The 26,195-nt window shown below is 62.6% G+C and carries 25 protein-coding genes; 17 read left to right on the top strand and 8 right to left on the bottom strand.

Features of this window, described 5'->3' with window-relative positions:
* Positions 1-37: 37 nt before the first annotated feature.
* The 10 genes from M9924_14500 to M9924_14545 all read left to right on the top strand — a co-directional run bounded on the left by M9924_14500 (position 38) and on the right by M9924_14545 (position 7,999).
* Positions 38-850 (top strand): segregation/condensation protein A, encoded by an 813-nt coding sequence (locus M9924_14500; protein ID MCO5065607.1) that lies wholly within the window; start codon positions 38-40, stop codon positions 848-850.
* Positions 847-1,593, top strand: coding sequence for an SMC-Scp complex subunit ScpB (scpB, locus tag M9924_14505; GenBank protein ID MCO5065608.1), 747 nt, complete (start codon positions 847-849; stop codon positions 1,591-1,593). The genes M9924_14500 and scpB overlap by 4 nt, the downstream gene beginning before the upstream one ends.
* 60 nt (positions 1,594-1,653) lie before the next feature.
* Positions 1,654-2,736: an ABC transporter ATP-binding protein gene (locus M9924_14510; GenBank protein MCO5065609.1), complete on the top strand. Its 1,083-nt coding sequence runs from the start codon at positions 1,654-1,656 to the stop codon at positions 2,734-2,736.
* Between the two features lie 36 nt (positions 2,737-2,772).
* Positions 2,773-2,994, top strand: a complete 222-nt coding sequence (locus M9924_14515) for a twin-arginine translocase TatA/TatE family subunit (protein ID MCO5065610.1) — start codon at positions 2,773-2,775, stop codon at positions 2,992-2,994.
* Between the two features lie 31 nt (positions 2,995-3,025).
* Entirely contained in the window at positions 3,026-3,598 is a 573-nt protein-coding gene (gene tatB / locus M9924_14520; GenBank protein MCO5065611.1) for a Sec-independent protein translocase protein TatB, read from the top strand.
* A gap of 20 nt (positions 3,599-3,618) precedes the next feature.
* On the top strand, positions 3,619-4,425 hold the full coding sequence (gene tatC, locus M9924_14525) for a twin-arginine translocase subunit TatC (GenBank protein MCO5065612.1): 807 nt from the start codon (positions 3,619-3,621) through the stop codon (positions 4,423-4,425).
* A 127-nt stretch (positions 4,426-4,552) separates the two neighbouring features.
* Complete coding sequence (gene uvrC / locus M9924_14530) at positions 4,553-6,580, top strand: excinuclease ABC subunit UvrC (protein ID MCO5065613.1); 2,028 nt, start codon at positions 4,553-4,555, stop codon at positions 6,578-6,580.
* Positions 6,581-6,691: 111 nt separating this feature from the next.
* Complete coding sequence (gene pgsA / locus M9924_14535) at positions 6,692-7,282, top strand: CDP-diacylglycerol--glycerol-3-phosphate 3-phosphatidyltransferase (protein MCO5065614.1); 591 nt, start codon at positions 6,692-6,694, stop codon at positions 7,280-7,282.
* Positions 7,279-7,533, top strand: coding sequence for a molybdopterin converting factor subunit 1 (gene moaD / locus M9924_14540; GenBank protein MCO5065615.1), 255 nt, complete (start codon positions 7,279-7,281; stop codon positions 7,531-7,533). The genes pgsA and moaD overlap by 4 nt, the downstream gene beginning before the upstream one ends.
* 1 nt (position 7,534) lies before the next feature.
* Positions 7,535-7,999 (top strand): molybdenum cofactor biosynthesis protein MoaE, encoded by a 465-nt coding sequence (locus tag M9924_14545; GenBank protein MCO5065616.1) that lies wholly within the window; start codon positions 7,535-7,537, stop codon positions 7,997-7,999.
* Positions 8,000-8,067: 68 nt separating this feature from the next.
* On the opposite strand, the gene ndk is transcribed toward M9924_14545, so the two are convergent.
* Both ndk and M9924_14555 read right to left on the bottom strand, forming a co-directional pair.
* Complete coding sequence (gene ndk, locus M9924_14550) at positions 8,068-8,490, bottom strand: nucleoside-diphosphate kinase (GenBank protein MCO5065617.1); 423 nt, start codon at positions 8,488-8,490, stop codon at positions 8,068-8,070.
* 65 nt (positions 8,491-8,555) lie between these two features.
* Positions 8,556-9,248 carry a glutathione S-transferase family protein gene (locus M9924_14555; protein ID MCO5065618.1) on the bottom strand — a complete coding sequence of 231 codons (693 nt, stop codon included), beginning with the start codon at positions 9,246-9,248 and terminating at the stop codon, positions 8,556-8,558.
* A gap of 54 nt (positions 9,249-9,302) precedes the next feature.
* Between M9924_14555 and M9924_14560 the strand changes: the two genes are divergently transcribed.
* The 3 genes from M9924_14560 to M9924_14570 all read left to right on the top strand — a co-directional run bounded on the left by M9924_14560 (position 9,303) and on the right by M9924_14570 (position 12,521).
* Positions 9,303-9,815, top strand: coding sequence for a DinB family protein (locus M9924_14560; protein ID MCO5065619.1), 513 nt, complete (start codon positions 9,303-9,305; stop codon positions 9,813-9,815).
* Positions 9,816-10,025: 210 nt separating this feature from the next.
* Positions 10,026-10,574, top strand: a complete 549-nt coding sequence (locus M9924_14565; GenBank protein ID MCO5065620.1) for a hypothetical protein — start codon at positions 10,026-10,028, stop codon at positions 10,572-10,574.
* 69 nt (positions 10,575-10,643) lie between these two features.
* On the top strand, positions 10,644-12,521 hold the full coding sequence (locus tag M9924_14570) for an ABC-F family ATP-binding cassette domain-containing protein (protein MCO5065621.1): 1,878 nt from the start codon (positions 10,644-10,646) through the stop codon (positions 12,519-12,521).
* A gap of 45 nt (positions 12,522-12,566) precedes the next feature.
* Here M9924_14570 and recG read toward each other — a convergent pair whose 3' ends face one another.
* Entirely contained in the window at positions 12,567-14,675 is a 2,109-nt protein-coding gene (recG, locus tag M9924_14575) for an ATP-dependent DNA helicase RecG (protein ID MCO5065622.1), read from the bottom strand.
* Between the two features lie 95 nt (positions 14,676-14,770).
* Between recG and M9924_14580 the strand changes: the two genes are divergently transcribed.
* Both M9924_14580 and mfd read left to right on the top strand, forming a co-directional pair.
* The gene (locus M9924_14580; GenBank protein MCO5065623.1) at positions 14,771-15,058 is read left to right on the top strand and encodes a succinate dehydrogenase assembly factor 2; all 288 of its coding nucleotides are present in this window, start codon (positions 14,771-14,773) and stop codon (positions 15,056-15,058) included.
* Positions 15,055-18,552: a transcription-repair coupling factor gene (gene mfd, locus M9924_14585; GenBank protein ID MCO5065624.1), complete on the top strand. Its 3,498-nt coding sequence runs from the start codon at positions 15,055-15,057 to the stop codon at positions 18,550-18,552. The genes M9924_14580 and mfd overlap by 4 nt, the downstream gene beginning before the upstream one ends.
* Here mfd and M9924_14590 read toward each other — a convergent pair.
* The 3 genes from M9924_14590 to M9924_14600 form a co-directional block, all read right to left on the bottom strand.
* Positions 18,549-19,766 (bottom strand): GTP-binding protein, encoded by a 1,218-nt coding sequence (locus M9924_14590; protein MCO5065625.1) that lies wholly within the window; start codon positions 19,764-19,766, stop codon positions 18,549-18,551. The genes mfd and M9924_14590 overlap by 4 nt on opposite strands.
* 92 nt (positions 19,767-19,858) lie before the next feature.
* Entirely contained in the window at positions 19,859-20,530 is a 672-nt protein-coding gene (locus tag M9924_14595; protein ID MCO5065626.1) for a DsbA family protein, read from the bottom strand.
* Between the two features lie 9 nt (positions 20,531-20,539).
* On the bottom strand, positions 20,540-22,342 hold the full coding sequence (locus M9924_14600) for an extracellular solute-binding protein (protein MCO5065627.1): 1,803 nt from the start codon (positions 22,340-22,342) through the stop codon (positions 20,540-20,542).
* Positions 22,343-22,554: 212 nt separating this feature from the next.
* On the opposite strand from M9924_14600, the gene M9924_14605 reads away from it, so the two are divergent.
* On the top strand, positions 22,555-23,175 hold the full coding sequence (locus M9924_14605; GenBank protein MCO5065628.1) for an invasion associated locus B family protein: 621 nt from the start codon (positions 22,555-22,557) through the stop codon (positions 23,173-23,175).
* Positions 23,176-23,554: 379 nt separating this feature from the next.
* Here M9924_14605 and hspQ read toward each other — a convergent pair whose 3' ends face one another.
* On the bottom strand, positions 23,555-23,887 hold the full coding sequence (gene hspQ / locus M9924_14610) for a heat shock protein HspQ (protein ID MCO5065629.1): 333 nt from the start codon (positions 23,885-23,887) through the stop codon (positions 23,555-23,557).
* Between the two features lie 74 nt (positions 23,888-23,961).
* Between hspQ and M9924_14615 the strand changes: the two genes are divergently transcribed.
* Positions 23,962-24,924, top strand: coding sequence for an AEC family transporter (locus tag M9924_14615; GenBank protein MCO5065630.1), 963 nt, complete (start codon positions 23,962-23,964; stop codon positions 24,922-24,924).
* Here the strand turns inward: M9924_14615 and M9924_14620 are convergent.
* Complete coding sequence (locus M9924_14620) at positions 24,901-26,115, bottom strand: UbiH/UbiF family hydroxylase (GenBank protein ID MCO5065631.1); 1,215 nt, start codon at positions 26,113-26,115, stop codon at positions 24,901-24,903. The genes M9924_14615 and M9924_14620 overlap by 24 nt on opposite strands.
* Between the last annotated feature and the right edge of the window lie 80 nt (positions 26,116-26,195).

Consider the following 26,195-nt stretch of genomic DNA (forward strand, 5'->3'; position numbering starts at 1 on the left):
TGGCAAAACCCCGTCAAATTCCGGTTCGCAGGCCCCGATGGATCGGTTGTGGGCCGAGGATACGTCCTTGCGCGCCGAGGAACGGGCGACCGACGAGCCTGAACTTGTGGTCGACGTGGCGGGGTTCGAAGGTCCACTCGACCTTCTCCTGCATCTTGCGCGCAACCAGAAGGTGGACCTGACGCGCATTTCCGTGCTGGCGCTGGCCGAGCAATATCTGGGCTTCATTGCCAAGGTGCGCGAACTGCGCCTTGAGATCGCTGCCGACTATCTGGTGATGGCGGCCTGGCTCGCCTTCCTCAAGTCGAAGCTGCTGATCCCGAAGCAGAAGGACGAGGCGGGCGAAAGTGGCGAGGAACTGGCCGCTGTGCTGCAATTCCGCCTTCAGCGACTGGAAGCCATGCGCGACGCGGCGGCGCGGCTGGTCAACCGCAACCGGCTGGGCCGCGACGTGTTCGCGCGCGGCATGCCGGAGACGGTGATCGTTGAAAAGCGCAGCCAGTTTTCAGCGACCCTCTACGACTTGTTGTCGGCCTATGCCGCCGAGCGCCAGCGCCGCGCCATAACCAATGTGCGCATCGCCTTCCGCAAGGTCTGGTCGCTCAAGGATGCGCGGCAATTGCTGTCGCGCATGATCGGCGAAATCGACGACTGGACCAGCCTCGACGTTTTCCTGATCGACTATCTGACGACGCCGGAGCAGCGCGCCACCGCGATTGCCAGTTCCTTTGCGGCGAGCCTCGAAATGGTGCGCGAGGGCGAGATCGAGATAAGGCAGGAGGCCGCATTCAAGCCCCTCTACATGCGCGGACGTCCGGCGTCCGCCAAACCAAAACCGGTGAATGCATGAGCGAACAGGCGAGCGCGAAGGTCATGCCCTTCAGGGTCGATGACGAGGAACAGGACGCGGCGGCAGCGGCGCTGAGCACGGCCGAGAGGCTGCTTCTGGCGGAGACGGCGCGCATGGCCGAGGCGCTGGTTTTTGCAAGCAGCGAGCCCGTCAGCGAAAGGGCGCTGGCGGAGCGGTTGCCGGACGGTGCCGATGTGGCCGCCGCCATGCGCCATTTGCAGGAGATCTATTCGAAGCGCGGCGTCAATCTCGTGCGCGTCGGCGACGCCTGGGCTTTCCGCACCGCAGGCGACCTCGCGTTCCTGATGAGCCGCGACACGGTGCAGCAACGCAAGCTGTCGCGCGCGGCGCTGGAGGTTCTGGCCATCGTTGCCTATCATCAGCCGGTTACGCGCGCCGAGATCGAGGACATTCGCGGTGTCGAGACCTCGAAGGGCACGCTCGACACGCTCCTTGAATCCGAATGGGTGCGCATGCGCGGCCGCCGCAAGACGCCGGGAAGGCCGGTCACCTATGGCACGACCGAGGCGTTTCTGGACCATTTCCAGCTCGAATCCATCCGCGACCTGCCGGGAATCGAGGAGTTGAAGGGCGCCGGGCTGCTGTCGGCCCGCATGCCGTCCAATTTCTCCATTCCGCTGCCGCTTGCCGATCCCGATGAACTGACCGAGGACGAGGACCCGCTGACCGACATCGACCTTGAAGAACTCGGCCTGTTGACACCCAGGGACCGGGATGCTTGACCCTTGGCGTCAAGTTTACAAAGGCGCAGTCACCAGGTGGACGAACAGGCGAAAAGCGGAGTGAGCCGTGCGTCGGCGGGCGTGTCCTTTGCCGCGCGTCTCGCCTTCGAGGATATTTATCATCGTTTCGCGGACGGCACCGAGACGCTGCGCGGTGTGTCGCTCACCGCCGAGCCGGGCGAGGTGCTCTGCCTGCTCGGACCTTCGGGGTCAGGCAAGACCACGCTGCTCAGGATCGCCGCCGGCATAGAGGCGCAGAGCACGGGACGGCTCTTGCTCAATGACAGGGAAATCGCCGGCCCATCCGTTTTCCTGCCTCCCGAGCAACGCTCGATCGGACTGGTCTTCCAGGATTTCGCGCTATTCCCGCACCTGACGATCCTCGAAAATGTGCGCTTCGGTCTGACGGCGCTGTCGAAGGAGGAGGGGCGAAAGCAGGGCATGATCGCGCTGGAACGTGTCGGCCTTACCCCTCTTGCCGAGGCTTATCCGCATATGCTGTCAGGAGGCGAGCAGCAGCGCGTGGCGCTGGCGCGCGCGCTTGCCCCTCGCCCGGCGGTGCTGCTTCTCGACGAGCCGTTCTCCGGGCTTGATTCGCGCCTCAAGGATTCGGTGCGCGCCGAAACGCTGGAAATCCTTCGGCGCAGCAGGGCAACTGCCATCGTGGTCACGCATGACGCGGAGGAGGCAATGCGCATGGGTGACCGCATAGCGCTTCTCAAGGGTGGCAGGCTTGTGCAGGTCGGCCGTTCGCGCGACCTCTACCTGCGTCCGGCAAGCCTGTTTGCCGCCGGGTTCTTCTCGGAGCTCAACCTCTTTCACGGAAAAGTGCGCAACAGCACGGTCGAAACGCCGGTCGGGACCTTTGCGGCGGGAGAACTCAGTGAGGGCGCGGATGCGACCGTCGCGGTGCGCACCGCCGGATTCGACCTCAGCGAAGACGCGGGCGCAGTGCGGGTGAAGGTGTTGTCGCGGCACTATCTTGGCGTTGTCGAAATGGTTGAGCTAGCCCTTCAAGGCTATGAACAACCGGTGCGTGCGCGCATAAGGTGCGGCGTTGTGCCCGAGGCTGCGCGCGATATCTGGTTGACGCCACGCACTTCCGACGTACTTGTGTTTGAATCTGAACGCGAAAGCGCATAGATCATCGCAACACCGTTCAAACCGAAAGAGTGAGAAATGGGTTCGTTTTCGATTTGGCACTGGCTTATCGTGCTTGTGGTCGTCCTTCTGCTGTTTGGCCGCGGCAAGATTCCCGAGTTGATGGGTGACATGGCCAAGGGCATCAAGAGCTTCAAGAAGGGCATGGCCGACGACGAGGAAAAGGCTGACGATTCCCGCACGGTTGAGCATCGCGCCGACGAGACCGTCGAGCCGGGCGTCAAGGCAAAGAAGGGCTGAGCCGGACTTTCGACCGGACAGGCGGTAGCCCATGCTCGAGGTTGGCTGGACCGAAATGCTGGTGATCGCGGTCGTTTTGATCGTGGTCGTCGGACCAAAGGATCTGCCCGGAATGTTGCGCACATTCGGGCGGACCACGACGAAATTGCGCAAGATGGCGGGCGATTTTCAGCGCCAGTTCAATGAGGCGCTTGAAGAAGCCGAACTTGACGACGTGAAGAAGTCGGTCGACGCGCTGCGCAGCCTGAATCCTGCGACCGAAATCAAGAAGCAGCTCAATCCGTTTGAAAAAGCTGCAGCGGAGGTGCGCGCAGGCCTCGACACGCTCAAGCCACAGACCTCGCCGCAGCCTTCCGCGAAACTGGAGCCTGCCGAACCCCTGAAAACGGGCGCTACGGGATTGCCCGAGGCGGCCACGCAGCCCGTCGCGGCCGCGGCGCAAGCCGTCAAAGCCAAACCAGCGGCGAAAACCAAACCTGCGGCGAAGGCGAAGTCCGCCGCGAAGCCGAAACCAACGGTCAAGGCGAAACCTGCGGTTGAGCCGAAACCGGCGGCGGAAGCAAAGCCGGCGTCCAAACCCAAGACGGCGAGGAAAAAGACGTGAGCCTCACCGAACAGGAGGAGATGGAGAAAAGCTCCGCTCCTTTGATCGAGCACCTGATTGAACTGCGGACCCGGCTGATCTGGTCGATCGGCGGGTTTTTCGTGGCATTTCTGGTCTGCTTCTTCTTCGCCAAGCAACTCTTCAACCTCCTGGTGGTGCCGTTCAAATGGGCGGTGCACTGGGCCGGCCTCCCGCAAGACAAGGTAGAACTGATCTATACCGCGCCGCAGGAATTCTTCTTCACGCAGATCAAGCTCGCCATGTTCGGCGGAATGGTGCTCGCCTTTCCGCTCATTGCCATGCAGGTCTATAAATTCATCGCGCCCGGCCTCTATCGCAATGAGCGGGCGGCGTTCCTGCCGTTCCTGATCGCTTCGCCCATCCTGTTCCTGCTCGGTGCGGCGCTGGTCTATTTCTTCTTTACGCCGATGGTGATGTGGTTCTTCCTCGCCATGCAGCAGACGGGCGGTGACGGAGAGGTGCAGATTTCCCTCCTGCCGAAAGTGTCCGAATATCTGAGCCTCATCATGACGCTCATCTTCTCGTTCGGGCTGGTTTTCCAGCTTCCTGTTGTGACGACGCTCATGGCGCGCGTCGGCCTGTTGTCGTCGAAGGCGCTCAAGGAAAAGCGCAAATGGGCAATCGTCTTTGCATTCGTCGTTGCGGCGGTGCTGACACCGCCTGATCCGGTCAGCCAGATCGGCCTCGCCCTGCCGACGATCCTGCTCTACGAAATTTCGATCTGGACCGCGCGCATGATCGAGAAAAAGCGCGACGAGGAAGCGGCAAAGCGCGCGGCAGAGGATGAAAGCGCGACGCCGGCTTGAGGCGTCGGCATCGCCAGCCACCGGGCCGCGCGCAAGAACCTTCTGCCTGCATCTGCACGGCAATTGCCCATTGGCAGGAGCGTTGCGGCGAACCGCTTGAATCCCGACGCGATTTGACCGATCTGCTGTGAACAAAGGACAGCAAGTGAGTCAGGGAAGAAACGCCTCTCAGGATATGCCGGATCTCGACTTCGACGATGAAGACGAGACGGTGGAGGGCGTATCCGCATCTGTCGGCGCGGAGCCCACCTTCACGTCCATCGATTGGACGGCCGACCCCGGTGATGCCGACGGCAAGGCGGGCGCCGATGTCATCCAGACACTGGTGAAGCGGCTGCCCAATGCTCCGGGCGTCTACCGCATGATGAACGCGGCGGGCGACGTGCTCTACGTGGGCAAGGCGCGCAGCCTGAAAAAGCGCGTCACTGCCTATGCGCAAGGACGCTTCCACACCAATCGCATCGGGCGAATGGTGCGTGAGACCGCGACAATGGAGTTCGTCGTCACGCGCACCGAGATCGAGGCGCTGCTGCTGGAGGCAAACCTCATCAAGCGGCTGCGCCCGCGCTTCAACGTGCTGATGCGCGACGACAAGTCGTTTCCCTACATCCTGATTACCGGCGATCATCCGTCGCCGGGCATCTTCAAGCATCGCGGCGCGCGCTCGCGCAAGGGCGACTATTTCGGCCCCTTTGCCTCGGCGCAGGCGGTGGGCCGCACCATCAATTCGCTCCAGCGGGCGTTCCTGATCCGCAGTTGCACCGACAGTTTCTTCGAAAACCGCACGCGCCCCTGCCTGCTTTTCCAGATCAAGCGCTGCTCCGGTCCCTGCACGAACGAGATATCGCACGACGCCTATCTCGAACTCGTCGCGGAAGCGAAGGATTTCCTGTCCGGCCGCAGTTTGGCGGTGAAGGCCGAGATTTCCACGCAGATGCAGGAGGCTTCGGAGCATCTCGATTTCGAGCGGGCGGCGATCTATCGCGACCGGCTTGCCGCATTGTCGCATGTCCAGAGCCATCAGGGCATCAATCCGCAGGGCATCGACGAGGCCGACGTGTTCGCCATCCATCAGGAGGGCGGCCAGACCTGCATTCAGGTGTTCTTCTTCCGCACCGGGCAGAACTGGGGCAATCGCGCCTATTTCCCGAAAGCCGATCCCGCGCTTGAACCCGGCGAAGTGCTGGGCTCGTTCCTGTCGCAGTTCTACGACGACAAGCCCATCCCGCGTTCACTTCTGCTTTCGCTGGCGGTTGAGGAGCAGGAATTGCTTGGAGAGGCGTTCTCCGCGCGGGCGGGACGCAAGGTTTCCATCGGCGTTCCGCAACGCGGTGAGAAAAAGGACCTCGTGGACCACGCCTTGCAGAACGCGCGAGAAGCGCTTGGCCGCCGGTTGGCTGAAACGTCGACGCAGGCGCGGCTGCTGGAAGGTCTCGCCGGCACCTTCGGGCTGGAAAAGCCGCCAGTCCGCATCGAGGTCTATGACAATTCGCACATCATGGGCACCAACGCGGTAGGCGCCATGATCGTGGCGGGGCCGGAAGGCTTTGTGAAAAACCAGTATCGAAAGTTCAACATCCGCTCGACCGACATCACGCCGGGCGACGATTTCGGCATGATGCGCGAGGTCATGCAGCGACGGTTTTCCCGGCTGCTGAAGGAGCATGGGGAGGAGATCGAGGAAGGCAACGGCGAGTTTCCGGCTTGGCCCGATGTCATCCTGATCGATGGCGGGCAGGGGCAGATGACGGCGGTTCGCGCCATTCTGGCCGATCTCGGTATCGAGGATCGCGTGGTCGCCATCGGCGTTGCCAAGGGGCAGGATCGGGAGGCCGGACGCGAGCGCTTCTTCGTTCGCGGCCGCGATTCATTTTCGCTGCCGGTGCGCGATCCGGTTCTCTATTTCATCCAGCGTTTGCGCGACGAAGCCCATCGCTTCGCCATCGGTTCGCATCGCGCGCGTCGCAAGAAGGAGATGGTTCGCAATCCCCTTGACGAAATCGCCGGCATCGGGCCGACCCGTAAGCGCGCCCTTTTGCTGCACTTCGGCACGGCAAAAGCAGTTGGCCGCGCCGCCATGGAGGATCTGACCGCCGTGGAGGGCATTTCCGAGGCCGTCGCGCGCGTGGTCTACAATCATTTTCACGAGAAGTAGCTGCCGGGACGAAAAAATGCCGAAGTTCTGGTGTCTTGGCGAAGCCAACTTGACCGACACGGTGGCAATCTGGTTTCACTTGAAACCCAGTTCAGGATAGAAACGGCCAACATGGCATCTCGTGCATTCAATCTACCCAATATGCTCACCTATGGCCGCATTCTGGCGGTGCCGCTGGTTGTGCTTTGCTTTTTTCTCGAAGGCAGGCTGCAATCCAGCGATTTCGCGCGCTGGTCGGCATTGATCATTTTCGTCGTGGCGAGCGTGACGGATTATTTTGACGGCTATCTCGCCCGCGCCTGGCAGCAGACCTCCAACATAGGCCGGATGCTCGACCCGATTGCCGACAAGCTGCTGGTGGCGACGTGCCTTCTGTTGCTGGCCGCCGACACCGACCGCACCATTGCCGGTTGGACTTTGTGGGCGGCGATCATCATCCTGTGCCGGGAAATCCTCGTTTCCGGCCTGCGCGAATATCTGGCCGATCTCAAGGTGAGCGTGCCGGTGACGCGGCTGGCGAAATGGAAAACGACAATCCAGATGGTTGCCATCGCCGTGCTGCTGGCGGGTCCGGCGCTGGACAAGATCATTTCTTATGCGACCGAGACCGGGATCGCGCTGTTGTGGATCGCGGCGCTGATCACGCTCTACACCGGCTACGACTATTTCCGAGCCGGGCTGAAGCACATCATCGACGAATGACGAAGCTGGTCTATTTCGCCTGGGTCCGCGAGCGCATCGGCAAGCGCGAGGAGGAACTCGACCTTCCGGCGGACGTTCGCACGGTGGCCGACCTGTTGACATGGCTGCAAGGGCAGGGCGACGGCTACGCCAATGCGCTGCAACAGCCGGAAGTCATCCGCGTGGCGATCAATGAAGAGCATGTGGATCACCGCGAGGCGATTGCGGGCGCGCGGGAGATCGCACTGTTCCCGCCGATGACAGGCGGCTGAGGTGTCGATTGCGCCGACGATCCGCATTCAGCCGCAGGATTTCGACCTGGCGGGGGAAGTCGCGGCGCTGACGGGCGGCAGGTCCGATGTCGGCGCGGTGGTGACTTTCACGGGCCTTTGTCGGGATGAAGGCGGCAGCCTGGCGGCGCTGGAACTGGAACATTATCCCGGCATGGCCGAATCCGAGATCGGACGGATCGCCGAGGAAGCGCTGCAACGGTGGCCGCTGACCGGGCTGACTGCGATCCATCGTTACGGCCGGATCGCCCCCGGCGAAAACATCGTGCTGGTGGTCACGGCCTCGGCGCACCGGCAGGCGGCGTTCGAAGCCGCGTCCTTCCTGATGGATTACCTGAAATCCCGCGCGCCGTTCTGGAAGAAAGAGCACCGCACCGACGGGACCGACGGCGACTGGGTCGCAGCCAAGCGATCGGACGAGCAGGCCGCGCGGCGCTGGAAGAAGTAAAAAAGGCCGGGGAGACCGGCCTTCTTCAATCTTTGCAATGGTTTCCGGCAGAGTCCGGAAAATCCGCCTCAACCGACGATTTCGGTGTCCGAAAACCAGTACTTCATTTCCTGTGCGGCGGTTTCCGGCGCGTCGGAGCCGTGGACGGAGTTTTCGCCGATGGAAAGCGCGTGCACCTTGCGGATCGTTCCCTCGGCGGCGTTGGCGGGGTTTGTTGCGCCCATCACTTCGCGGTTCCTGGCGATTGCGTTCTCGCCTTCCAGCACCTGCACGACCGTCGGGCCGGAGGACATGAATTCGCACAGTTCGTCGAAGAAGGGGCGCTCCTTGTGGACCGCATAGAACCCTTCGGCTTCGCGGCGGCTCATCCACACACGGCGGGAGGCCACGACGCGCAGGCCGGCATCTTCGAGCATCTTGGTGATCGCGCCGGTCAGGTTGCGCTTGGTCGCATCCGGCTTGATCATGGAAAACGTGCGTTCAATCGCCATGATTGGTCCTTTGAAAGATCGGAAAGTGGCGGCTCTATACAGGCAGCGTCATGCCTTGCCAAGTGTCAGGCAGCCGCAGGAACCTTGCGCGCGAGGCCATCATAGAGGTCGAGGCAACGCTCCATCCAACTGGCCACGGGGTCGTCACCGGCCAGGAAACCGTAGGGCGATGCGATGCGTGTCCACTGGAAGGCGCCGAATACGATATAGTCAGGGTAAAGCGGCGCCTGCCCGCCGATGAACGGCTGGTATGCCAGCATATCGCGCAACGGCTCGAGACGCTTCCGGAACGCATCGAGATGGCTGTCCCGGTCCTCGACCACCGCTTCCAGAGCCTTTCCATAGCGCTTTTCCCGGCTTTCCCTGAAATAAGCCTTATTGGGCGCGTCCTGCATTTCATAAAGGTCCATCAGCGCGGCCGATCCCATGAAGGGATGAAGCTGCGTTTGCGACCAGCGCTCGATGAAGCGCGCCATCGCTTCTCCGCCCTTGCCGCGAAAGAGCGAGGGGCGGTCTGGATAGGTTTCCTCGAGATAGAGAGCGATGGCGAAGGAGTCGGAGATCACCTTGTCGCCGTCGCGAATGACCGGAACCGTCTTTGACACGCCGCCCTCGATCTTCGGCACATCGATGAAGTGCGTCGGGGCCGAGTCCCATGAAAGGCCCTTATGCGCCAGCGACATCACGGTTTTCCAACAATGCGGGCTGAAGGGGCGCTTTTCATCTGCGCCCGCCAACTCGTATAGAACAATTGTCATTGGTGCGTTTCTCCGATGCGCAATGCGGCAATAGTAACTGGCGAAGGCAATTTCATGAAACAGCATTTCAGAATGTTCGCGGCCTACAATCAATGGGCCAACACGCGAATCTACGATGCCGCGGCGGATTTGACGGAGGAGGAATTCCAGCGAGATGTGGGTGCGTTTTTCAAGTCAATGATGGGCACGCTGAACCACATTGTTGCCGCAGACCGCATCTGGATGAAGCGCTTCACCAATGGCGGGGATGCGCCGACAGAACTCGACCACATCACAAGCCGCGAGTTGGGCAAGCTTCGCAAGGTGCGGGCGACCGAGGACAAGCGCATCATCGACTGGATCGATTCGCAGAGCGAAAAGGCGCTCGGCGGGCGCTTCACCTATATGACCGTTACCGATATGCGCACGGTTTCCCAGCGGCTTGCACCCGCGCTCGATCATTTTTTCAACCATCAGACACATCATCGCGGACAGGCGCACACGATCCTGACGATGCTGGGAAAAGCCTCCGTGCCGCTCGACCTGATCTATTTCCAGCGTACGGAAGAGGGCCGCGCCTTTGCGTAACATCTCCAAATTGCATTGAAGCTGTATTCGACTCTTAACCAAATCGGGATGCTGCTTTCGCTTGTCTTCAGAGCAGACGGAACAAGAAATCATATAACTCATTCTATCTACGCGATCTAAATCGCAGATTTGAGATGATGATTTCGGGAGAGTCTCATGGTGACCATGATGAGAAATATCCCATTCCTTGCAATGGGAGCAGCAGTTGCATTGAGTCTATCGGTACCGGTGCAGGCGCAGGGCATAGGCGTGGGCGGTGGCGCGTCAGTTGGTGGCGCGAATGGCGTGAATGCCGGCCTTGGCGCTTCGCTTGGAGGCGGCGACGGCCTTGCGGCCGGTCTTGGCGCCAGCATTGGCGGAAGCAACGGGGTTAATGCCACGGCAGGGGCGACGGCGGGCGGAGGAAGCGGCGTCAATGCTGCGCTTGGCGCAAATGTGGGTGGCTCCGGTGGAGTTGACGCTTCTGCCTCGGCGTCGGTTGGCGGGGGTGTCGATGTCGATGCTGGCGTTAGTGTCGGTGGAGTAGCGGGCGGTGGCATCGCAGGCCCAACCGCGTCTTCATCGGGGGTGGCAGCATCGTCCACTTCGGCTCAGGCGTCCGCGAATCCGGTAGCTCCGGGCAGCGCGGCGTCGATGGCCAGGAACATGTCGCCGGGCCAGTTGGCAAGAATGCGCAAGCGCTGCGCGGCGATCATAGTCGATCCTGCCGGCTATGATGCCGACCTGGTTTCGCTTTGTCGGATGTTGCGCGGAAGCTGAGGCCGACCTTTCCAAATTAGCGCGTGCCGCGATCTTGCAGCGGCGCGCGCGAGCGTGCAAAAGCGCGCCATGCTCATCATAGACGATCTTTCCCTGCGCATGGCGGGCCGGCTGCTTCTCGACCACGCCTCCGTCACCTTGCCGACCGGCACGAAGGCCGGGCTTGTCGGGCGCAACGGCACCGGCAAGACAACGTTGTTTCGCGCCATCACCGGAGATCTCGGTGCGGAGACAGGCTCGATCTCCATGCCGAAGAACACCCGCATCGGGCAGGTGGCGCAGGAAGCTCCCGGCACGGAAGAGCCGCTTATCGAAATCGTTCTGAAGGCAGACACGGAGCGGGCGGCGCTTCTTGCGGAGGAGCAGACCGCGACGGACCCGCACCGCATCGCCGAAATCCACATGCGTCTTGCCGACATCGACGCCCATTCGGCGGAAGCGCGCGCCGCGACAATCCTTGCAGGGCTGGGCTTCGATGAGGAAGCGCAGAAGCGCCCCGCCTCGTCCTTTTCCGGCGGCTGGCGCATGCGCGTCGCGCTCGCCGCTGTCCTGTTCTCGCAGCCCGACCTGCTGCTGCTGGACGAGCCGACCAACTATCTCGACCTTGAAGGCACGCTCTGGCTGGAAAATTATATCAGCCGCTATCCGCATACAGTGCTGCTCATCAGCCACGACCGCGACCTGCTGAACCGCGCCGTCGATTCAATCGTGCATCTCGACCAGAAAAAGCTGACCTTCTGGCGTGGCGGCTACGACCAGTTTGAGCGCCAGCGCGCCGAGAAGCTGGTGCTTCAGGAAAAGAGCCGCGTCAAACAGGAGGCGCGGCGCAAGCACCTGCAATCCTTCGTGGACCGCTTTCGCGCCAAGGCTTCCAAGGCGCGGCAGGCGCAGTCGCGCATCAAGGCGTTGGAGCGGATGGAAACCATCGCCGCCGTCATGGACGATACGGTCGCGCCATTCAGCTTTCCCGAGCCGGTCAAGACCGTGGCTTCGCCCATCATCGCCATCGACAAGGCGGCGGTCGGATATGCGCCCGGCGAGCCGATCCTCAGGCACCTCTCGCTGCGCATCGACGCCGACGACCGCATTGCGCTGCTCGGTGCGAACGGCAACGGCAAGTCCACCTTCGCCAAGCTTTTGGCCGGGAGGCTGAAACCGGAATCGGGAACGATGACGGTTGCGCCGGGGCTGAAAGTCTCAATTTTCGCGCAGCACCAGCTCGATGACCTGCGCCCAGAGGAAAACGCCTACGAGCATGTGCGCCGTATGATGCCGGACGCGCCGGAGCCCAAAGTGCGCGCCCGCGTCGCGCAGTTCGGGCTCGCGACGGAGAAAATGAACACGCCCGCAAAGGACCTGTCCGGCGGCGAAAAGGCGCGTCTGCTGATGGGGCTGGCGGCGTTCGACGGGCCGAACCTGTTCATTCTCGACGAGCCGACCAACCATCTCGACATCGACAGTCGCGAGGCGTTGGTCCACGCGCTGAACGATTTTCCCGGTGCGGTGATGCTGATCTCGCACGACCGCCACCTGATCGAGGCGACCGTGGACCGGCTCTGGCTGGTCAAGGAGGGTGTGGTGCGGCCTTATGACGGCGACCTCTCCGACTATCGCACGGAGGTGACCGGCGTGGCGGCGGATCGCCGGGAGCGGCGTGAGGCTGACAAGGCATCGAAGGCCGACCGTCGGCGCGAGGCTGCCGCGCGGCGGCAGGCGCTGGAGCCGCTGGCGAAGGAAATTCGCGCCACGGAAGGGCTGATAGAGCGGCTGCGCAAGCGCATCGACGCGATCGAGGACGAGCTTGCCAATCCGGCTCTCTACGACAAGGACCCGGTCGGCGCGACGCGGCTCGCGAAAGAGCGCTCTCAGCTTGGCGCGCAGCTTGAGTCGAATGAAGAACGCTGGCTGACGCTTTCGACAGAATATGAGGAAGGCATCGCGGAATAGAACGACAGCTCCGCAATTGTTTTCCTTCTTCCTTGTGGGAGAAGGTTATCCGGCGCGCAGCAGCCTGACGGCCTCGTCGCGTCCAAACAGGTAAAGCAGGAGCCGGATCGCCTCGCCGCGCGGAGACAGCAGGTCCGGGTCGCTGGATAGCAGCAGGCGTGCATCGTCCCGCGCGACTTCCAGCAAATCGGCATGATGCTCGATCCGCGCCACCTGGAATCCCGGCGTGCCGGATTGGCGCGTACCCAGCAACTCGCCTTCGCCGCGCAGCTTCAGGTCTTCCTCGGCGATGATGAAGCCGTCTTCCGTCTCGCGCATGACCGACATCCGCCGCTTTGCTGTCTCGCCAAGCGGCTCCTTGTAGAGCAACACGCAAGAAGAGGGCTTCGAGCCGCGCCCGACGCGCCCGCGCAACTGGTGCAACTGCGCGAGCCCGAAGCGTTCGGCATGTTCGATCACCATGATCGTCGCGTCGGGCACGTCCACGCCGACCTCGATCACGGTCGTCGCCACCAGCACGCGCGTCTCGCCGTCCTTGAAGGCGCGCATCGCCTCGTCCTTCTCAGCGCCTTTCATCCGCCCGTGAACCAGCCCGATGCGCTCTCCGAACACCGGCTTGAGTGAGGCGAAACGGTCCTCGGCGGACATTAGCTTGATTTCCTCGGATTCCTCCACCAGAGGACAGATCCAGTAGACTTTCTGGCCCGCCGCGACGGCTTCGGTCATGCGTCCCACCAGCTCGTCCAGCCGGTTCATCGACATGGTGACCGTGCGGATGGGCTGGCGACCGGCGGGCTTTTCCGTCAGCCGCGACACGTCCATGTCGCCAAAGGCCGTCAGCACCAGCGTGCGCGGAATGGGGGTCGCGGTCATCACCAGAAGGTCCGGCGCGCTGCCCTTGGCCGAGATGGCAAGCCGCTGGTGGACGCCGAACCGATGCTGCTCGTCCACGACTGCAAGCGCGAGGTCGCGGAACACCACCTTCTCCTGAAAGAGCGCGTGAGTGCCGACCACGATGTCTATGGAACCGTCCTCAAGCCCGGCGAGTGTCGCCGCGCGCTCCCGGCCTTTTTCGCGACCCGTCAGCACTGCCAGCCGCATGCCCGCGCGCTCGGCCAAAGGTGCAATGGTCGCCAGATGCTGGCGCGCAAGGATTTCGGTCGGTGCCATCAGCGCGGCCTGCGCGCCGCTTTCGACGGCGCGCGCCATTGCCAGCAGCGCCACCACCGTCTTGCCCGCGCCGACATCGCCTTGCAGCAGCCGCAGCATGCGTTCGGGTTTGGCGAGGTCGGCATTGATTTCGCCAAGCGCCGTTTCCTGGCTGCGGGTCAGCGAATAAGGCAGGGCGTTGCGCAGCCGCTCGACGATGCGCCCATCGCCTGTAAAGGGTCGCCCCGCCGAGCGCCGCACCCGCGCCCGCACCAAAGCCAGCGCGATCTGGCCCGCAAGAAACTCGTCATAGGCAAGCCGTCGCCAGCCCGCGCTTTCAGGCGAAGTGTCGATGGGGTCCGCCGGATTGTGGATGCGACGCAATGCGCTTGCAAAATCAGGGAAGGTCTGGCGGCGCATGACGCCGGGGTCTTGCCATTCGGGTAGTTGTGGGAGCCTTTCCAGTGCCGCCTGGACCGCGCGGCGCAGCACCTTGGGCGAAAGCCCCGCCGTCAGCGGATAGACCGGCTCGACCAGCGGCAATCCATCCGCCGCGTCGGCAAGCGCGATATGGTCGGGGTGCACCATCGAGGCGCGCCCGTTGAACCATTCCATGCGACCGCTGACGATGACGCGCTCGCCTTCCGGCAGCGCCTTTTCCAGATAGGCTGCGTGCGCGTGGAAAAACGTCAGCGTTACCTCGCCCGTGTCGTCATGCGCGTAGACGCGATAGGGCACGCTGCGATTGGCGCGCGGCGGCGGCTGGTGCCGGTCCACCAGCACCTCGAGCGTCACGATGGCGCCTTCGTCCGCGTAAGCGATGCCGGGTCGGTTGCGTCGGTCGATGATCGAATGCGGCAGGGTGAACAGCAGGTCGCCGATGCGCGGCTCGCGCGCGCTCGTGTCGGCGGGCACGATTTTCGCGATCAGCGCGGCGACCTTCGCGCCGATGCCGGGCAGCGAGGTGAGCGGCGCAAACAGGGGATCGAGAAGGGACGGACGCATTGCGCCAATTGTCGGGTGAAGTGCGGCGGCTTGCAAGGCTGACACCGTGCGCTATCCACGCTATATGCCCGCACGCTGATGCGAGGGATCTGACGATGACCGGAACGACACGGACGAGCGACGGACTGGACGCGCGCCGCAAGCGCTTGCTGTTCCGCTCGTGGCACAGGGGAATGCGCGAGCTTGACCTGATCCTCGGCCCCTTTGCCGATGCTGAAATCGGCGGCTTGACCGACGCCGAACTTGAACAATATGAGCTTCTGCTCACCATAAACGACACCGAGCTTTTGCCATGGCTCATGGGCGAGCAGCCCATCCCCGCAAATGTCGATGCCGCAATCGTAAACCGAATCAGGGCGTTCCAGCCAATATCTCACGCATGAAACTGATACCCTCCATCGGCCTGCCGGCGGCAAGGCCCGGTCAATATATCGTCGACGGTGTCGCAGACGGCTATGAGGCGTTCGCGATTGCCCGCGCCGCCGCAGAGGCCGCGCCTGACGCGCCGATTGTGTTCGTGGCCCGCGACGGCCAACGCCTGCCGGAAATCGCCGAAGCGCTCACCTTCGTCTCGCCGGGCCTGCCGGTCCTGGAGCTTCCGGCCTGGGATTGCCTTCCCTACGATCGCGTGTCGCCCGGTTCGGACGCCGCCGCGCGCAGGCTGGATGCGATGGCCGGCATCATCGCGCTTCACAGGAAGCCGCACCGTGCAGTGATCCTGACCACCGTCAACGCGATTCTCCAGCGCATGCCGCCCGCCGCAGCCGTCGAGGCGCAGAGCCTGAACGCGCGTCCCGGCAACCAGATAGACATGAAGGAGCTTGTCACCCGCCTCGAAACCGCCGGGTTCGAGCGCGTTCCGACTGTTCGCGATGTCGGGGAATATGCCGTGCGCGGCGGCATTCTCGACCTCTACGCGCCTTCGTCGGAGGAGCCGGTGCGCCTCGACTTCTTCGGCGACACGCTGGAATCGATTCGCTCTTTCGACGTCGCCACGCAGCGCACCATCGCGAATGTGCCGGTTTTCACCTTGCAGGCCATGAGCGAGGTGCAGCTTACCCCGCAATCCATCAGCCGCTTCCGCCGTGCCTATATCGAGGCGTTTGGCGCGCCGACGCCGGGCGACGCGCTCTACACGGCGGTCAGCGAAGGCCGTCGCTTCGCGGGCATGGAGCACTGGCTGCCGTTTTTCTACGAGCGGCTGGAAACGCTTTTCGACTATCTGCCGGATGGGCCTGTCATCCTCGACCATCTGGCGCGCGAGGCGCTGGCCGAGCGCCACGAACTTATTCTCGACCATTACGAGGCGCGGCGCAGGCAGGGCGATCCATCGCTCAAGGACGCCGCGCCGTACAAGCCCGTAGCGCCGGGGCTGATTTACCTTTCCCCGGAAGAAGTGGCTTCGTCGCTGGCCGACCGGCAGGCCGTCGAGTTCACGCCCTTCGATGCGCCCTTTGCCAGCGGGCGGGCATTGCATCATGCCGGGGCGAAAGCGGGGCGCTCCTTTGCCGAGGAGCGCGCCGACCCCAACGCGAATGTGTTCGAGGTGGCCGCCCGCCACATTGCTGACCAGCGCGCCGGCAAGCGGCGGGTGCTTGTCGCGGGCTGGACCGAAGGTTCTCTCGACCGGCTGGGGCAGATTCTGGAAGAGCACGGCCTTGCCAACCTCATCCGTGTCGGTTCGCTCGACCAGCTTGAAAAGCTTGAAGCGGGGCAGGCGGGGCTTGGAGTCCTCCCGCTGGAAAAGGGCTTCGAGACCGCCGGACTGGTGGTGGTGGCCGAGCAGGACATTCTGGGCGACCGCCTTGTGCGCCGCTCCAGGAAGCGCCGACGCGCCGCTGATTTCATCGCGGAAGCCACGTCGCTTTCGGCGGGTGACATCGTGGTCCATGCGGACCACGGCATCGGTCGCTTCGTCGGCCTGCGGACCATCGAGGCGGCGGGCGCGCCGCATGACTGCATCGAAATCCACTATGCGGGCGACGGCCGCCTGTTCCTGCCGGTCGAAAACATCGAGCTTCTGTCGCGTTACGGGTCCGATGGCGCGGAGGCGGTCCTCGACAAGCTCGGCGGCGGCGCGTGGCAGTCGCGCAAGGCAAAGCTCAAGCGCCGCCTGCTCGAAATGGCGGGGCAACTCATCCGCCTTGCCGCCGAACGCCAGATGCGGTCAGCGCCCAGCATCCTGCCGCCGGAAGGCGCTTACGGCGAGTTTGCCGCGCGCTTCCCCTATGAGGAAACCGACGACCAGCAGAATGCCATCGATGCGGTGATCGATGATTTGTCGCTGGGCAAGCCGATGGACCGTCTCATCTGCGGCGATGTCGGCTTCGGCAAGACGGAGGTGGCGCTGCGCGCCGCTTTCCTCACGGCGATGGAAGGCTTGCAGGTTGCCGTCGTCGTGCCGACGACACTGCTTTCGCGCCAGCATTTCAAGACATTTTCCCAGCGTTTCGCGGGCCTGCCGGTGCGCGTGCGCCAGGCTTCACGCATGGTGGGGTCCAAGGAACTGGCGGAAACGAAGAAGGGCATCGCGGACGGGACCGTCGATATTGTCGTCGGCACGCACGCATTGCTGGGGTCGTCCGTCAGCTTCCACAATCTCGGCCTGCTGATCATCGACGAGGAGCAGCATTTCGGCGTCAAGCACAAGGAGCGGCTGAAGGACCTGAAGAGCGACGTGCATGTGCTCACGCTTTCGGCGACGCCGATCCCGCGCACCTTGCAGCTTGCACTGACCGGCGTGCGCGAACTGTCGCTGATCGCCACGCCGCCGGTTGACCGCATGGCGGTGCGCACCTTCATTTCGCCCTTCGATCCGCTGGTGATCCGCGAGACGCTGCTGCGCGAGCGCTATCGCGGCGGGCAGAGCTTCTATGTCGTCCCCCGCATTTCGGACCTTGCCGAAATCCATGATTTCCTCGCCGCCGAAGTGCCGGAACTGAAGGTCGCCGTGGCGCATGGCCAGATGGCGGCAGGCGAACTCGAAGACATCATGAACGCCTTCTATGACGGGCAATATGACGTGCTCCTGTCCACCACCATCGTGGAATCCGGTCTGGACATTCCGACCGCCAACACGCTGATCGTGCACCGGGCGGACATGTTCGGGCTGGCGCAGCTTTACCAGTTGCGCGGGCGCGTGGGGCGCTCGAAGCTGCGCGCCTATGCGCTGTTCACGCTGCCTGCGAACCGCAAGCTGACCGACACCGCCGACCGCCGGCTCAAGGTGCTGCAATCGCTGGATACGCTGGGCGCAGGCTTCCAGCTTGCCAGCCACGACCTCGACATTCGCGGTGCGGGCAACCTGCTCGGTGAGGAGCAATCCGGCCACATCAAGGAAGTGGGCTTCGAGCTTTACCAGCAGATGCTGGAAGAGGCCGTGGCGGAGATCAAGGGTTCGGGCGAAGAGCTTGACAGCGGGTGGTCGCCGCAGATCACCATCGGCACGGCGGTGATGATCCCGGAGGCATATGTGCCGGACCTGCAATTGCGGCTGGCGCTTTATCGCCGCCTTGGCGACCTCACCTCTGCGGAGGATATCGATGCGTTCGGCGCCGAACTGATCGACCGCTTCGGCCCGCTGCCGGACGAGGTAGAGCATCTTTTGAAGATCGTTTTCATCAAGGCGCTGTGCCGCAAGGCCAATGTGGAAAAGCTGGACGCCGGTCCGAAGGGCGTCGTTATCCACTTCCGCAAGCGCGAATTCGCCAATCCGGTCGGGCTGGTTCAGTATATCGGGCAGCAGGGCTCCATGGCGAAGATCAGGCCCGACCAGAGCGTGGTGTTCATTCGCGAATGGCCAACCGCCGACAAGCGCCTGTCAGGCTCCGCCGTGGTCATGACGCAACTTGCGCGGCTGGTGGAAAGCGCGGCTTAAGCCGCGCGCGCCTCCCATCCTGGAAAGGGGTCCGTTAGAAATTCCCATTTCATCGGCTCGAAACTCGTCTCGGGCACCAGGCATGAGTCGAGCGAAGCCCGGATGATCTTTTCATCCATCGGATCGCTGCCGATGAAGACGAGTTCTTGCCGCCGGTCGCCCCAGACCGGGTCCAAGTAGGGTGCCATTGCGGCCTGCCATTCCGAGTTTTGCGGCCAGTGTGCGCGGGGAACGGCGGACCACCACAGCCCCCGTTTCCCGGTCTTTACGAGCGCTCCCGCCTGGCTTAGCTCGCCAACATGGTCGGGTCGCGTCGCGAGCCAGAAAAAGCCCTTTGTGCGAACTACCCCCGGCCATGAACTGTTGATGAAATTGTGCAGCTTGAGCGGGTCGAATGGCCGTTTTTCACGGTAGACAAACGAACGAATTCCATACTCTTCCGTTTCCGGGATATGGTCCTTGAAGCCGTAGAGTTCCTTGAACCACAGCGGGTTTTCTTCGGCTTTGGCAAAATCGAAACGTCCCGTGTCGAGCACACGACCAAGTTCGACACGCGCAAAATCGGTTTCAATCAATTCCGCATCCGGATTGAGCGCCTTGATGATCTTGCGCGCCCGATCGAGGTCGCCCGGGGCGGAATCTGAAATCTTGTTGAGCACGATCACGTCGGCAAATTCGATCTGTTCGACCAGCAGGTCGACAAGGGCGCGCTCATCGCCTTCCGAGGCAATCTCTCCACGGTCGCGCAGAAAATCGCTCGACGAATAGTTGCTCAGCAGGTTGGCAGCATCCACGACGGTAATCATGGTGTCGAGCCGGGCGATGTCTGACAGGCTTTCCCCGTTCTCGTCGCGAAACTCGAAGGTGGCGGCAACCGGCAGCGGCTCAGCAATGCCGGTGCTCTCGATGATCAGATTGTCGAAGCGGCCCTGTTCTGCGAGCGTTCGCACCTCGCGCAGAAGATCGTCGCGCAACGTGCAGCAAATGCAGCCATTGGTCATTTCGACAAGCTGCTCCTCCGTGCGCGAGAGGTTCGCGCCGCCCTCGCGCACGAGAGTGGCGTCGATGTTCACCTCACTCATATCGTTGACGATAACCGCGACGCGCCGCCCTTCGCGATTGTTGAGAATGTGGTTCAGCAGCGTCGTCTTTCCTGCCCCGAGGAAGCCGGAGAGAACCGATACAGGGAGTCTGGATGTGGTGGCCGTTGCCATTGTCGTCTCCTTCAATGTCAAAAGCCATACAAGTAATGTTATTACATTACAACTGGTAGCGCGTCTCTTTGTTCATCCTTTCCCATTCTTTTCTATTGGGTGTTCACTTTGGCGTCGGCATGTTCGGCTGCGACCTGCCGGATCGCGTCGGCCAGAACACGCGTGTCCTGCGCGCCCATGACGGCGTATTTGTTGTCCAGCAGGAAGCACGGCACGCCGGAAATTCCCATCCGTGACGCCGTAGCGATCTCGGTCTGAACGGCGTCGCGATCGGCGTCGGAGGGCAGCAGCGCCTCGACCACCGGCACATCCATGCCGCTCAACTGCGCCGCTTCCAGCAACACAGAATGATCGCCGATGTTCTGGCCCTGCTCGAAATAGGCGCTGAACAGAATGCCGACCAACCTGTTCTGCACATCCGCGCCGGAGCCTGCGGCCCAGCGTACCACGCGATGCGCGTCAAGCGTGTTGGGCGCGACCTTGATCGCATCGAAATCGAAGGAAATGCCTTCCACCGCGCCGAGTTGCACGATGTTGGCGTGTATCTGGCGGATGCGATCTTCCGAGCCGAATTTACCAATCATGTAGGCGCGCCGATCCTTGCCCTCGGGTGGTATTGTGGGATCGAGCTGGAAGGGTCGCCACCGCACCTCGACATCGATATCGGGCAAGGTGGCGAGCGCGGCATCCAGCCGCCGCTTGCCGACGAAGCACCAGGGGCACACGACGTCCGATACGACGTCAACGGTCACTGTATCGCTCAAGCGAGCCTCCTATTGCGAATACCACCAGGTCGGCAATTGCGGGCCTTGCAATGGCGTAACGTCCGGGCGGTTGATCCGTTTCCAGTGTGCCACCCATCGCTCCGGACGGAAATAGAGGGGAATCACATAGGCGCCGGAGAGCAGCACGCGGTCATAGGCACGCACCGTGCTGGCAAACTCCTCGCGGGTCCGCGCCTTCAGCATGGCGTCGATCAGGGCATCGACGGCGGGGCTCGCCACACCAGCGAAATTGAACGTCCCCGGCTTGTCGCGCGTCGATGATCCCCAGCGCCCCACCTGCTCGACGCCCGGCGAAAGCGAACTCGTATAGTTGAACAGGAAGGTGTCGTAGTCATAGTTGATCTGGCGCTGCTGGAATTGCGAGGCGTCGACGGAGCGGATCACCAGCTCTATCCCGAGCTTGGCCAGTGTCTGCTGCCACGCGATGGCAAGCTGTTCGCCTTCCTTGCCCTTGAGCATGATTTCGAACACGACCGGCTGGCCGTCCGGGCCGATCATGCGCCCATCCTTGAGGCTGTAGCCCGCTGCCTTCAGCGTTTCGAATCCGACGCGCAGGAAGGTGCGGTCGCGTCCGCTGCCGTCCGACGCGGGGGGCGTCCAGCCGCGCTCCATGATGTCGGGCGTCACAGCGTCGGGGAAGGGCGCAAGCAGCGCGCGCTCGGTCGCGTCCGCCGGCCTGCCGTGGCTGGAAAGGTCCGAATTGTCGAAGAAGCTTGTCGTGCGCCGGTAGGTTTCGGACAGCAGGTTCCGGTTCACCCATTCGAAATCGAACAGCTCGGTCAGTCCTGCGCGAAATGCGCGATCCGCGAAGATCGGCCTGCGCGTGTTCATCACGATGCCGTACATGCCGGACGGCATTCGGGTCTCGAAGGTCTCGGTCAGCACGTCACCGCGCCTGACGGCGGGAAAGTCATAGTCGTTCTTCCAGCGTCCGCTGTTTTCCTCAAGGAATACGTCCACCAGCCCCTTGCGGAACGCCTCGAACATCGCGTTCTCGTCGCGGTAATAGGTCAGCTTGATCTCGTCATAATTGTCGAGGCCGCGCTTGGAGGGCAGGTCCTTCGCCCAATAATCCGGGTTGCGCTTGAATGTGATGCTGTCGCCCGGCTTGATGTCCGCCATGACGTAGGGGCCGCTGCCGGTCATCGATTTTAGCGTCGACTTGTCGAACGTCCCGGGGTCGATCAGGTGCTTCGGCAACACATGCAGACGGGCCAGAATGAGGGGCAATTCCCGGTCCGGCTCCTTGAAGGTGAAACGCACGCCATGCGTGCCGACCTTTTCGACCTTCGCGACCTTGTCGGCGCTCACCGCATAGCGCGGATAGCCCTTGTCACGCAGGATTTCGAAGCTGAAGATCAGATCGTCCTGCGTCACCGGCTGCCCGTCCGAAAACCGTGCCCGCTCGTCCAGAGTGAACTCGACGAAGCTGCGCTTATCGTCCGTTTCTACCGTTTTCGCCAGCAGCGGATACATGGTGAAGGGCTCGTCCGCCGATTGCAGCATCAGCCTGTCAAAAACCAGGTCGCCGAATATCAGGTCGATGGTGCCGCGCGCCGCACTTCCCTGAATGATGAACGGGTTCACGCTGTCGAACGTGCCGGGCCATGCATAGCTGATCCTGCCGCCTTTGGGCGCATCCGGGTTCGCATAGGGCAGATGGGTGAAATCTGCCGGCAACGCCGGTTCGCCATGCATGGCAATGGCATGCGACGGCGCGGCGAATGCCTGCGCGGCAAGCGCGCACCACACGACCAGAATTGCCCAAAAGCCTGCGAGTCTTGCCAGCATTCTTCCTTCCGCAGCGATTCGCGGTTAATCTACCATGCTGAGCCGTGAAACATCCCGGAAGCTCAAAAGATCGCACTGAATTGCGGGATGGGCTGGATTTGATGGCGCATGCGGTGTAACAGGCGCGCCAAGTCATGCTGTTGCCTTATTTGGCCAACAGGTAGCGCCAGCATGGTTTTTTTGATGTCGGATTTCTTGAAGGAAAATCGAATATGAAGCGCGCTTTGATTACCGTTTCTCGCCTGTCGGCGCTGGCCGCGGCCCTTGCAACGGTTTCGATGGCTTCGCCCGCGTCCGCGCAGCAGCAGCAGATTCCGCAGGGCTGGTTCAAGGCATGCTCCAAGCAGCAGGATGTCGATGTCTGCAACGTGCAGAACATTACCACGGCGGATACGGGCCAGCTTGTCACCGGCATCAGCCTGATCGAACTCAAGGGCAAGGTGAACCGCAAGGTGTTTCAGGTCACGGTGCCGACCGCCCGCCTGATCCCGCCCGGCGTCGGCTTGCAGATCGACGGCGGCAAGACGCAGAAAATCGATTACATGATCTGCTTCCCTGACCGCTGCGTGGCCGAAGTGGTGCTCAGCGATCAGCTGGTGACGTCCTTCAAGAAGGGCACTACGCTGACGCTGACATCGGTCAATTTCCAGAACAAGCCGAACCCGGTGAAGGTATCGCTTCAGGGCTTTACCGGCGCTTATGACGGCGAGCCGCTCAAGCAGTCCGATATCGACGAGCGCCAGAAGAAGCTCCAGGACTTCGTCGCCAAGAACAACGAGGATTTCGCCAAGAAGCTCAAGGAAGAGCAGGAAAAGGCGAAGCAGGCCAACTGAGCCGCTTCCTCACTGAGTGATCTAAGGCGAGGCCTCGTTCCTCGCCTTTTTTGTTTGCGCGGAAGGTTGGGGGCAGCGCCGACCTCGCCGCCCGTTGGCGTTCAATTTGCTAGAGCGTTTCGCAGTTAGTTTGAAGCATTCTGCCGGCGACGGTTTGCGCCAGGGCCAAGGGGTTTGTCGCAGGTCGGGCTGGTGGCCCGGACAAGACAAAGACCGAAGGATTTGGCGCAAACCGGCCCGGCCCTTCGGGTTTGCGTTTGGCGGGCGCCCACGTCGTCATGCCGCTCGACCGGGCAACCAGCCCGTTCTTCGCGACCTTCCTTGTGGATCGCCTCGCCAAAACGACAAACAGAATGATCCAAACTAACTGTGAAACGCTCTAGTGCCTCAGCACCTGCTTGGGTGAATATCCGCCGTCGGGCAGGCGGTCGAACAGTTCACCGATCTGCGGATGGCGCACGGGATCGCCGCTGGGATCGTCCAGCAGGTTCTGCTCCGAGACATAGGCGATGTATTCCGTCTCGGCATTCTCCGCGAGCAGATGATAAAAAGGCTGGTCCTTGCGCGGACGCACTTCGGCTGGAATGGCTTCGTACCATTCATCCGTGTTCGCGAACTGGGGATCGACATCGAAAATCACGCCGCGAAACGGAAAAATCCTGTGGCGAACCACTTGCCCAATTCGGAATTTTGCGGTCTTGGCGTCAGTCATGGCATACCTCGGCCCATATTTGGCGCAGACGTGTTCGCCTTTCAAGTAACAGCCAAACGGGGCCGAAATTTGCAATGTCTGATCTGGTCGGTCTCGTATTCCCGTTTTTCGGCCTGATTTTCCTCGGCTTTTTCGTTGCAAGGATCACCCGTCAGCCGCTCGAAGCGCTGGGTTGGATGAACCTCTTCATCATCTATGTCGCTTTGCCGGCACTGTTTTTCCAGCTCCTTTCGCAGACGCCCATCGAGCAGTTGACGGAATGGGGCTACATCTTCGCGTCCGTCTTTTCGACCTTTCTCATTTTCATGACCATGTTCGGGGGATCGGTCATCGTCTCGCGCGGCGAGATCGCCGAATCCACGATCAAGGGCCTTGCCGCCGCCTACGGCAATATCGGCTATATGGGTCCCGGCCTCGCGCTGCTGGCGTTCGGCGAAAAGGCGGCGGTGCCGGTTGCGCTGATATTCTGCTTCGAAAACATCATGCATTTCGCCATCGCGCCGACCATGATGGCGCTGGCGGGTGACGAGAAGGGAGGCTTCGGCGCGGTGGCGCTCGGCGTGGTCAGGAAGATCGTGCTGCACCCTTTCATCATCGCGACGGCTGCCGGGGTTGTCGGCGCCTATTTCCATGTCGATCCACCCGTGCCGGTCGCGCGGCTGCTCGACATGCTGGCGCGCGCCGCCGCGCCCTGTGCGCTTTTTGCGATGGGCGTGACGCTCGCGCTTCGTCCGCTGAAGCGCGTGCCGACCGAACTCGGGCCGATCGCCGCGCTCAAGCTGATCGTCCATCCCGCGCTGTGCTATGTGATGATGAGCCTCGTCGGAAATTTCGATCCGACGTGGGTTTACGCCGCGGTACTGCTGGCGGGACTGCCCACCGCGACGAATGTGTTTGTCATCGCGCAGCAATACGGGGTGTGGGTGCAGCGTGCCTCGGCCAGCATCCTGCTGACGACCGTGCTTTCCGTCGGCAGCGTCACCGGGTTGCTGTACCTGATCCGCAGCGGAATCCTACCGCCGGACCTGTTCCCGTAGGTCGGAGAACAGGCCGGACAATCCGCTGCCGGGGCGCAGGCCCTCGCGCATGAACAAGGCGCGCAGGGGCGCAAACCCGCCCAGCGCGCCAAGGCCGATGCTGCGCGCGAGCTGCGCCGGATGCAGGCCCGACAAGAGGGAGCGATTGAGCAGCGTCACCGCCGCCGTGCGCGCCAATATGTCCGGCCTGCGCATGGAATCATAGGCCGAAAGAGCTATGTCCGCGCCGGGGTCGCTTGAATATTTCGCGGCGATTTCAACGAGATCGCGGATGTCCCTGATGCCGAGGTTCAATCCCTGCGCACCAATCGGCGGAAAAACATGCGCGGCCTCGCCCACAAGCGCGACGCGGTTTTGCCCGAAGCGGCGCGGCGTGGCGTTTGCCAGCGGGTAGATTTGGCGCCCCGGCTCGACGCTGACGCGGCCAAGCATCGATTGCATCCGCGCTTCGACCCTGCCGGAAAGCGCGTCGTCGTCCAGCATCATCAGTTCGTCGGCCTCGTCGGGCCGCACCACCCAGACAAGGCTCGACCTGTCGCCCTTGAGCGGCACCTGCGTGAACGGCCCTGTCTCGGTGTGAAACTCGGTGGAGGTCGATCCGTGCGGTCGCGTATGCCCGAAGTTCAGCACCAGCGCGGATTGCGGCAGGCGGCGGGTGGATTGGGAAATGCCGGCTGCCGCGCGGCCCGGAGAGGTCCTGCCGTCCGCCGCGACGGCCAGCTTCGCGCGAAGCGTGGTGCCATCCGCAAGCAGTGCGGCAACGTGGTCGCTTGCGGGCGTCCATGTCTCGACCAGCGATTCATGCCATGCGATTGCGGGCTCGGCGCGGACCGCCTCGTCCAGCGCCGCGACGAGCGCGCGATTGGGTATGTTGAGGCCGAACCATTGTTCGCCGATTTCGCCCGCGCTGAATGTGACGGCGGGCGCGCGGACCAGCCGGGCGGTTGCATCGACAATGCGCATTTTCGCAAGCGGCGCGCCATGCGCGGTGATCGCGTCGAGCAGCCCGAACCCGGAAAGGAACTGCACCGAAGGCACCATGAGGGCCGTGGTGCGGTGATCGTTGGCGCTGACGCGCGGCCCGACCAGATCGACGGCGAAGCCGCGTTGCGCCAGTGCGAGTGCCGAAATCAGGCCCGCAGGCCCGGTGCCCGCGACGATGACCGGCGCTTCAGGATCTGCTTTTGCCATGGCAAGCGGTGTGGCATGAAGCGCATGCCTTGTGAAGCATGGATTATTGCGTCTTTTCGGCTCATGGCGGCGCGTATATC

Source organism: Rhizobiaceae bacterium (assembly GCA_023953835.1).
In the GTDB taxonomy this organism is placed as follows: domain Bacteria; phylum Pseudomonadota; class Alphaproteobacteria; order Rhizobiales; family Rhizobiaceae; genus Mesorhizobium_G.

Bases quoted from the DNA above. Each gene is read 5' to 3' on its own strand.
- M9924_14500 (MCO5065607.1), top strand. From the start codon at position 38: ATGGATCGGTTGTGGGCCGAGGATACGTCCTTGCGCGCCGAGGAACGG.
- scpB (MCO5065608.1), top strand. From the start codon at position 847: ATGAGCGAACAGGCGAGCGCGAAGGTCATGCCCTTCAGGGTCGATGAC.
- M9924_14515 (MCO5065610.1), top strand. From the start codon at position 2,773: ATGGGTTCGTTTTCGATTTGGCACTGGCTTATCGTGCTTGTGGTCGTC.
- tatB (MCO5065611.1), top strand. From the start codon at position 3,026: ATGCTCGAGGTTGGCTGGACCGAAATGCTGGTGATCGCGGTCGTTTTG.
- tatC (MCO5065612.1), top strand. From the start codon at position 3,619: ATGGAGAAAAGCTCCGCTCCTTTGATCGAGCACCTGATTGAACTGCGG.
- pgsA (MCO5065614.1), top strand. From the start codon at position 6,692: ATGGCATCTCGTGCATTCAATCTACCCAATATGCTCACCTATGGCCGC.
- moaD (MCO5065615.1), top strand. From the start codon at position 7,279: ATGACGAAGCTGGTCTATTTCGCCTGGGTCCGCGAGCGCATCGGCAAG.
- ndk (MCO5065617.1), bottom strand. From the start codon at position 8,490: ATGGCGATTGAACGCACGTTTTCCATGATCAAGCCGGATGCGACCAAG.
- M9924_14555 (MCO5065618.1), bottom strand. From the start codon at position 9,248: ATGACAATTGTTCTATACGAGTTGGCGGGCGCAGATGAAAAGCGCCCC.
- M9924_14560 (MCO5065619.1), top strand. From the start codon at position 9,303: ATGAAACAGCATTTCAGAATGTTCGCGGCCTACAATCAATGGGCCAAC.
- M9924_14570 (MCO5065621.1), top strand. From the start codon at position 10,644: ATGCTCATCATAGACGATCTTTCCCTGCGCATGGCGGGCCGGCTGCTT.
- recG (MCO5065622.1), bottom strand. From the start codon at position 14,675: ATGCGTCCGTCCCTTCTCGATCCCCTGTTTGCGCCGCTCACCTCGCTG.
- M9924_14580 (MCO5065623.1), top strand. From the start codon at position 14,771: ATGACCGGAACGACACGGACGAGCGACGGACTGGACGCGCGCCGCAAG.
- mfd (MCO5065624.1), top strand. From the start codon at position 15,055: ATGAAACTGATACCCTCCATCGGCCTGCCGGCGGCAAGGCCCGGTCAA.
- M9924_14590 (MCO5065625.1), bottom strand. From the start codon at position 19,766: ATGGCAACGGCCACCACATCCAGACTCCCTGTATCGGTTCTCTCCGGC.
- M9924_14600 (MCO5065627.1), bottom strand. From the start codon at position 22,342: ATGCTGGCAAGACTCGCAGGCTTTTGGGCAATTCTGGTCGTGTGGTGC.
- M9924_14605 (MCO5065628.1), top strand. From the start codon at position 22,555: ATGAAGCGCGCTTTGATTACCGTTTCTCGCCTGTCGGCGCTGGCCGCG.
- hspQ (MCO5065629.1), bottom strand. From the start codon at position 23,887: ATGACTGACGCCAAGACCGCAAAATTCCGAATTGGGCAAGTGGTTCGC.
- M9924_14615 (MCO5065630.1), top strand. From the start codon at position 23,962: ATGTCTGATCTGGTCGGTCTCGTATTCCCGTTTTTCGGCCTGATTTTC.
- M9924_14620 (MCO5065631.1), bottom strand. From the start codon at position 26,115: ATGGCAAAAGCAGATCCTGAAGCGCCGGTCATCGTCGCGGGCACCGGG.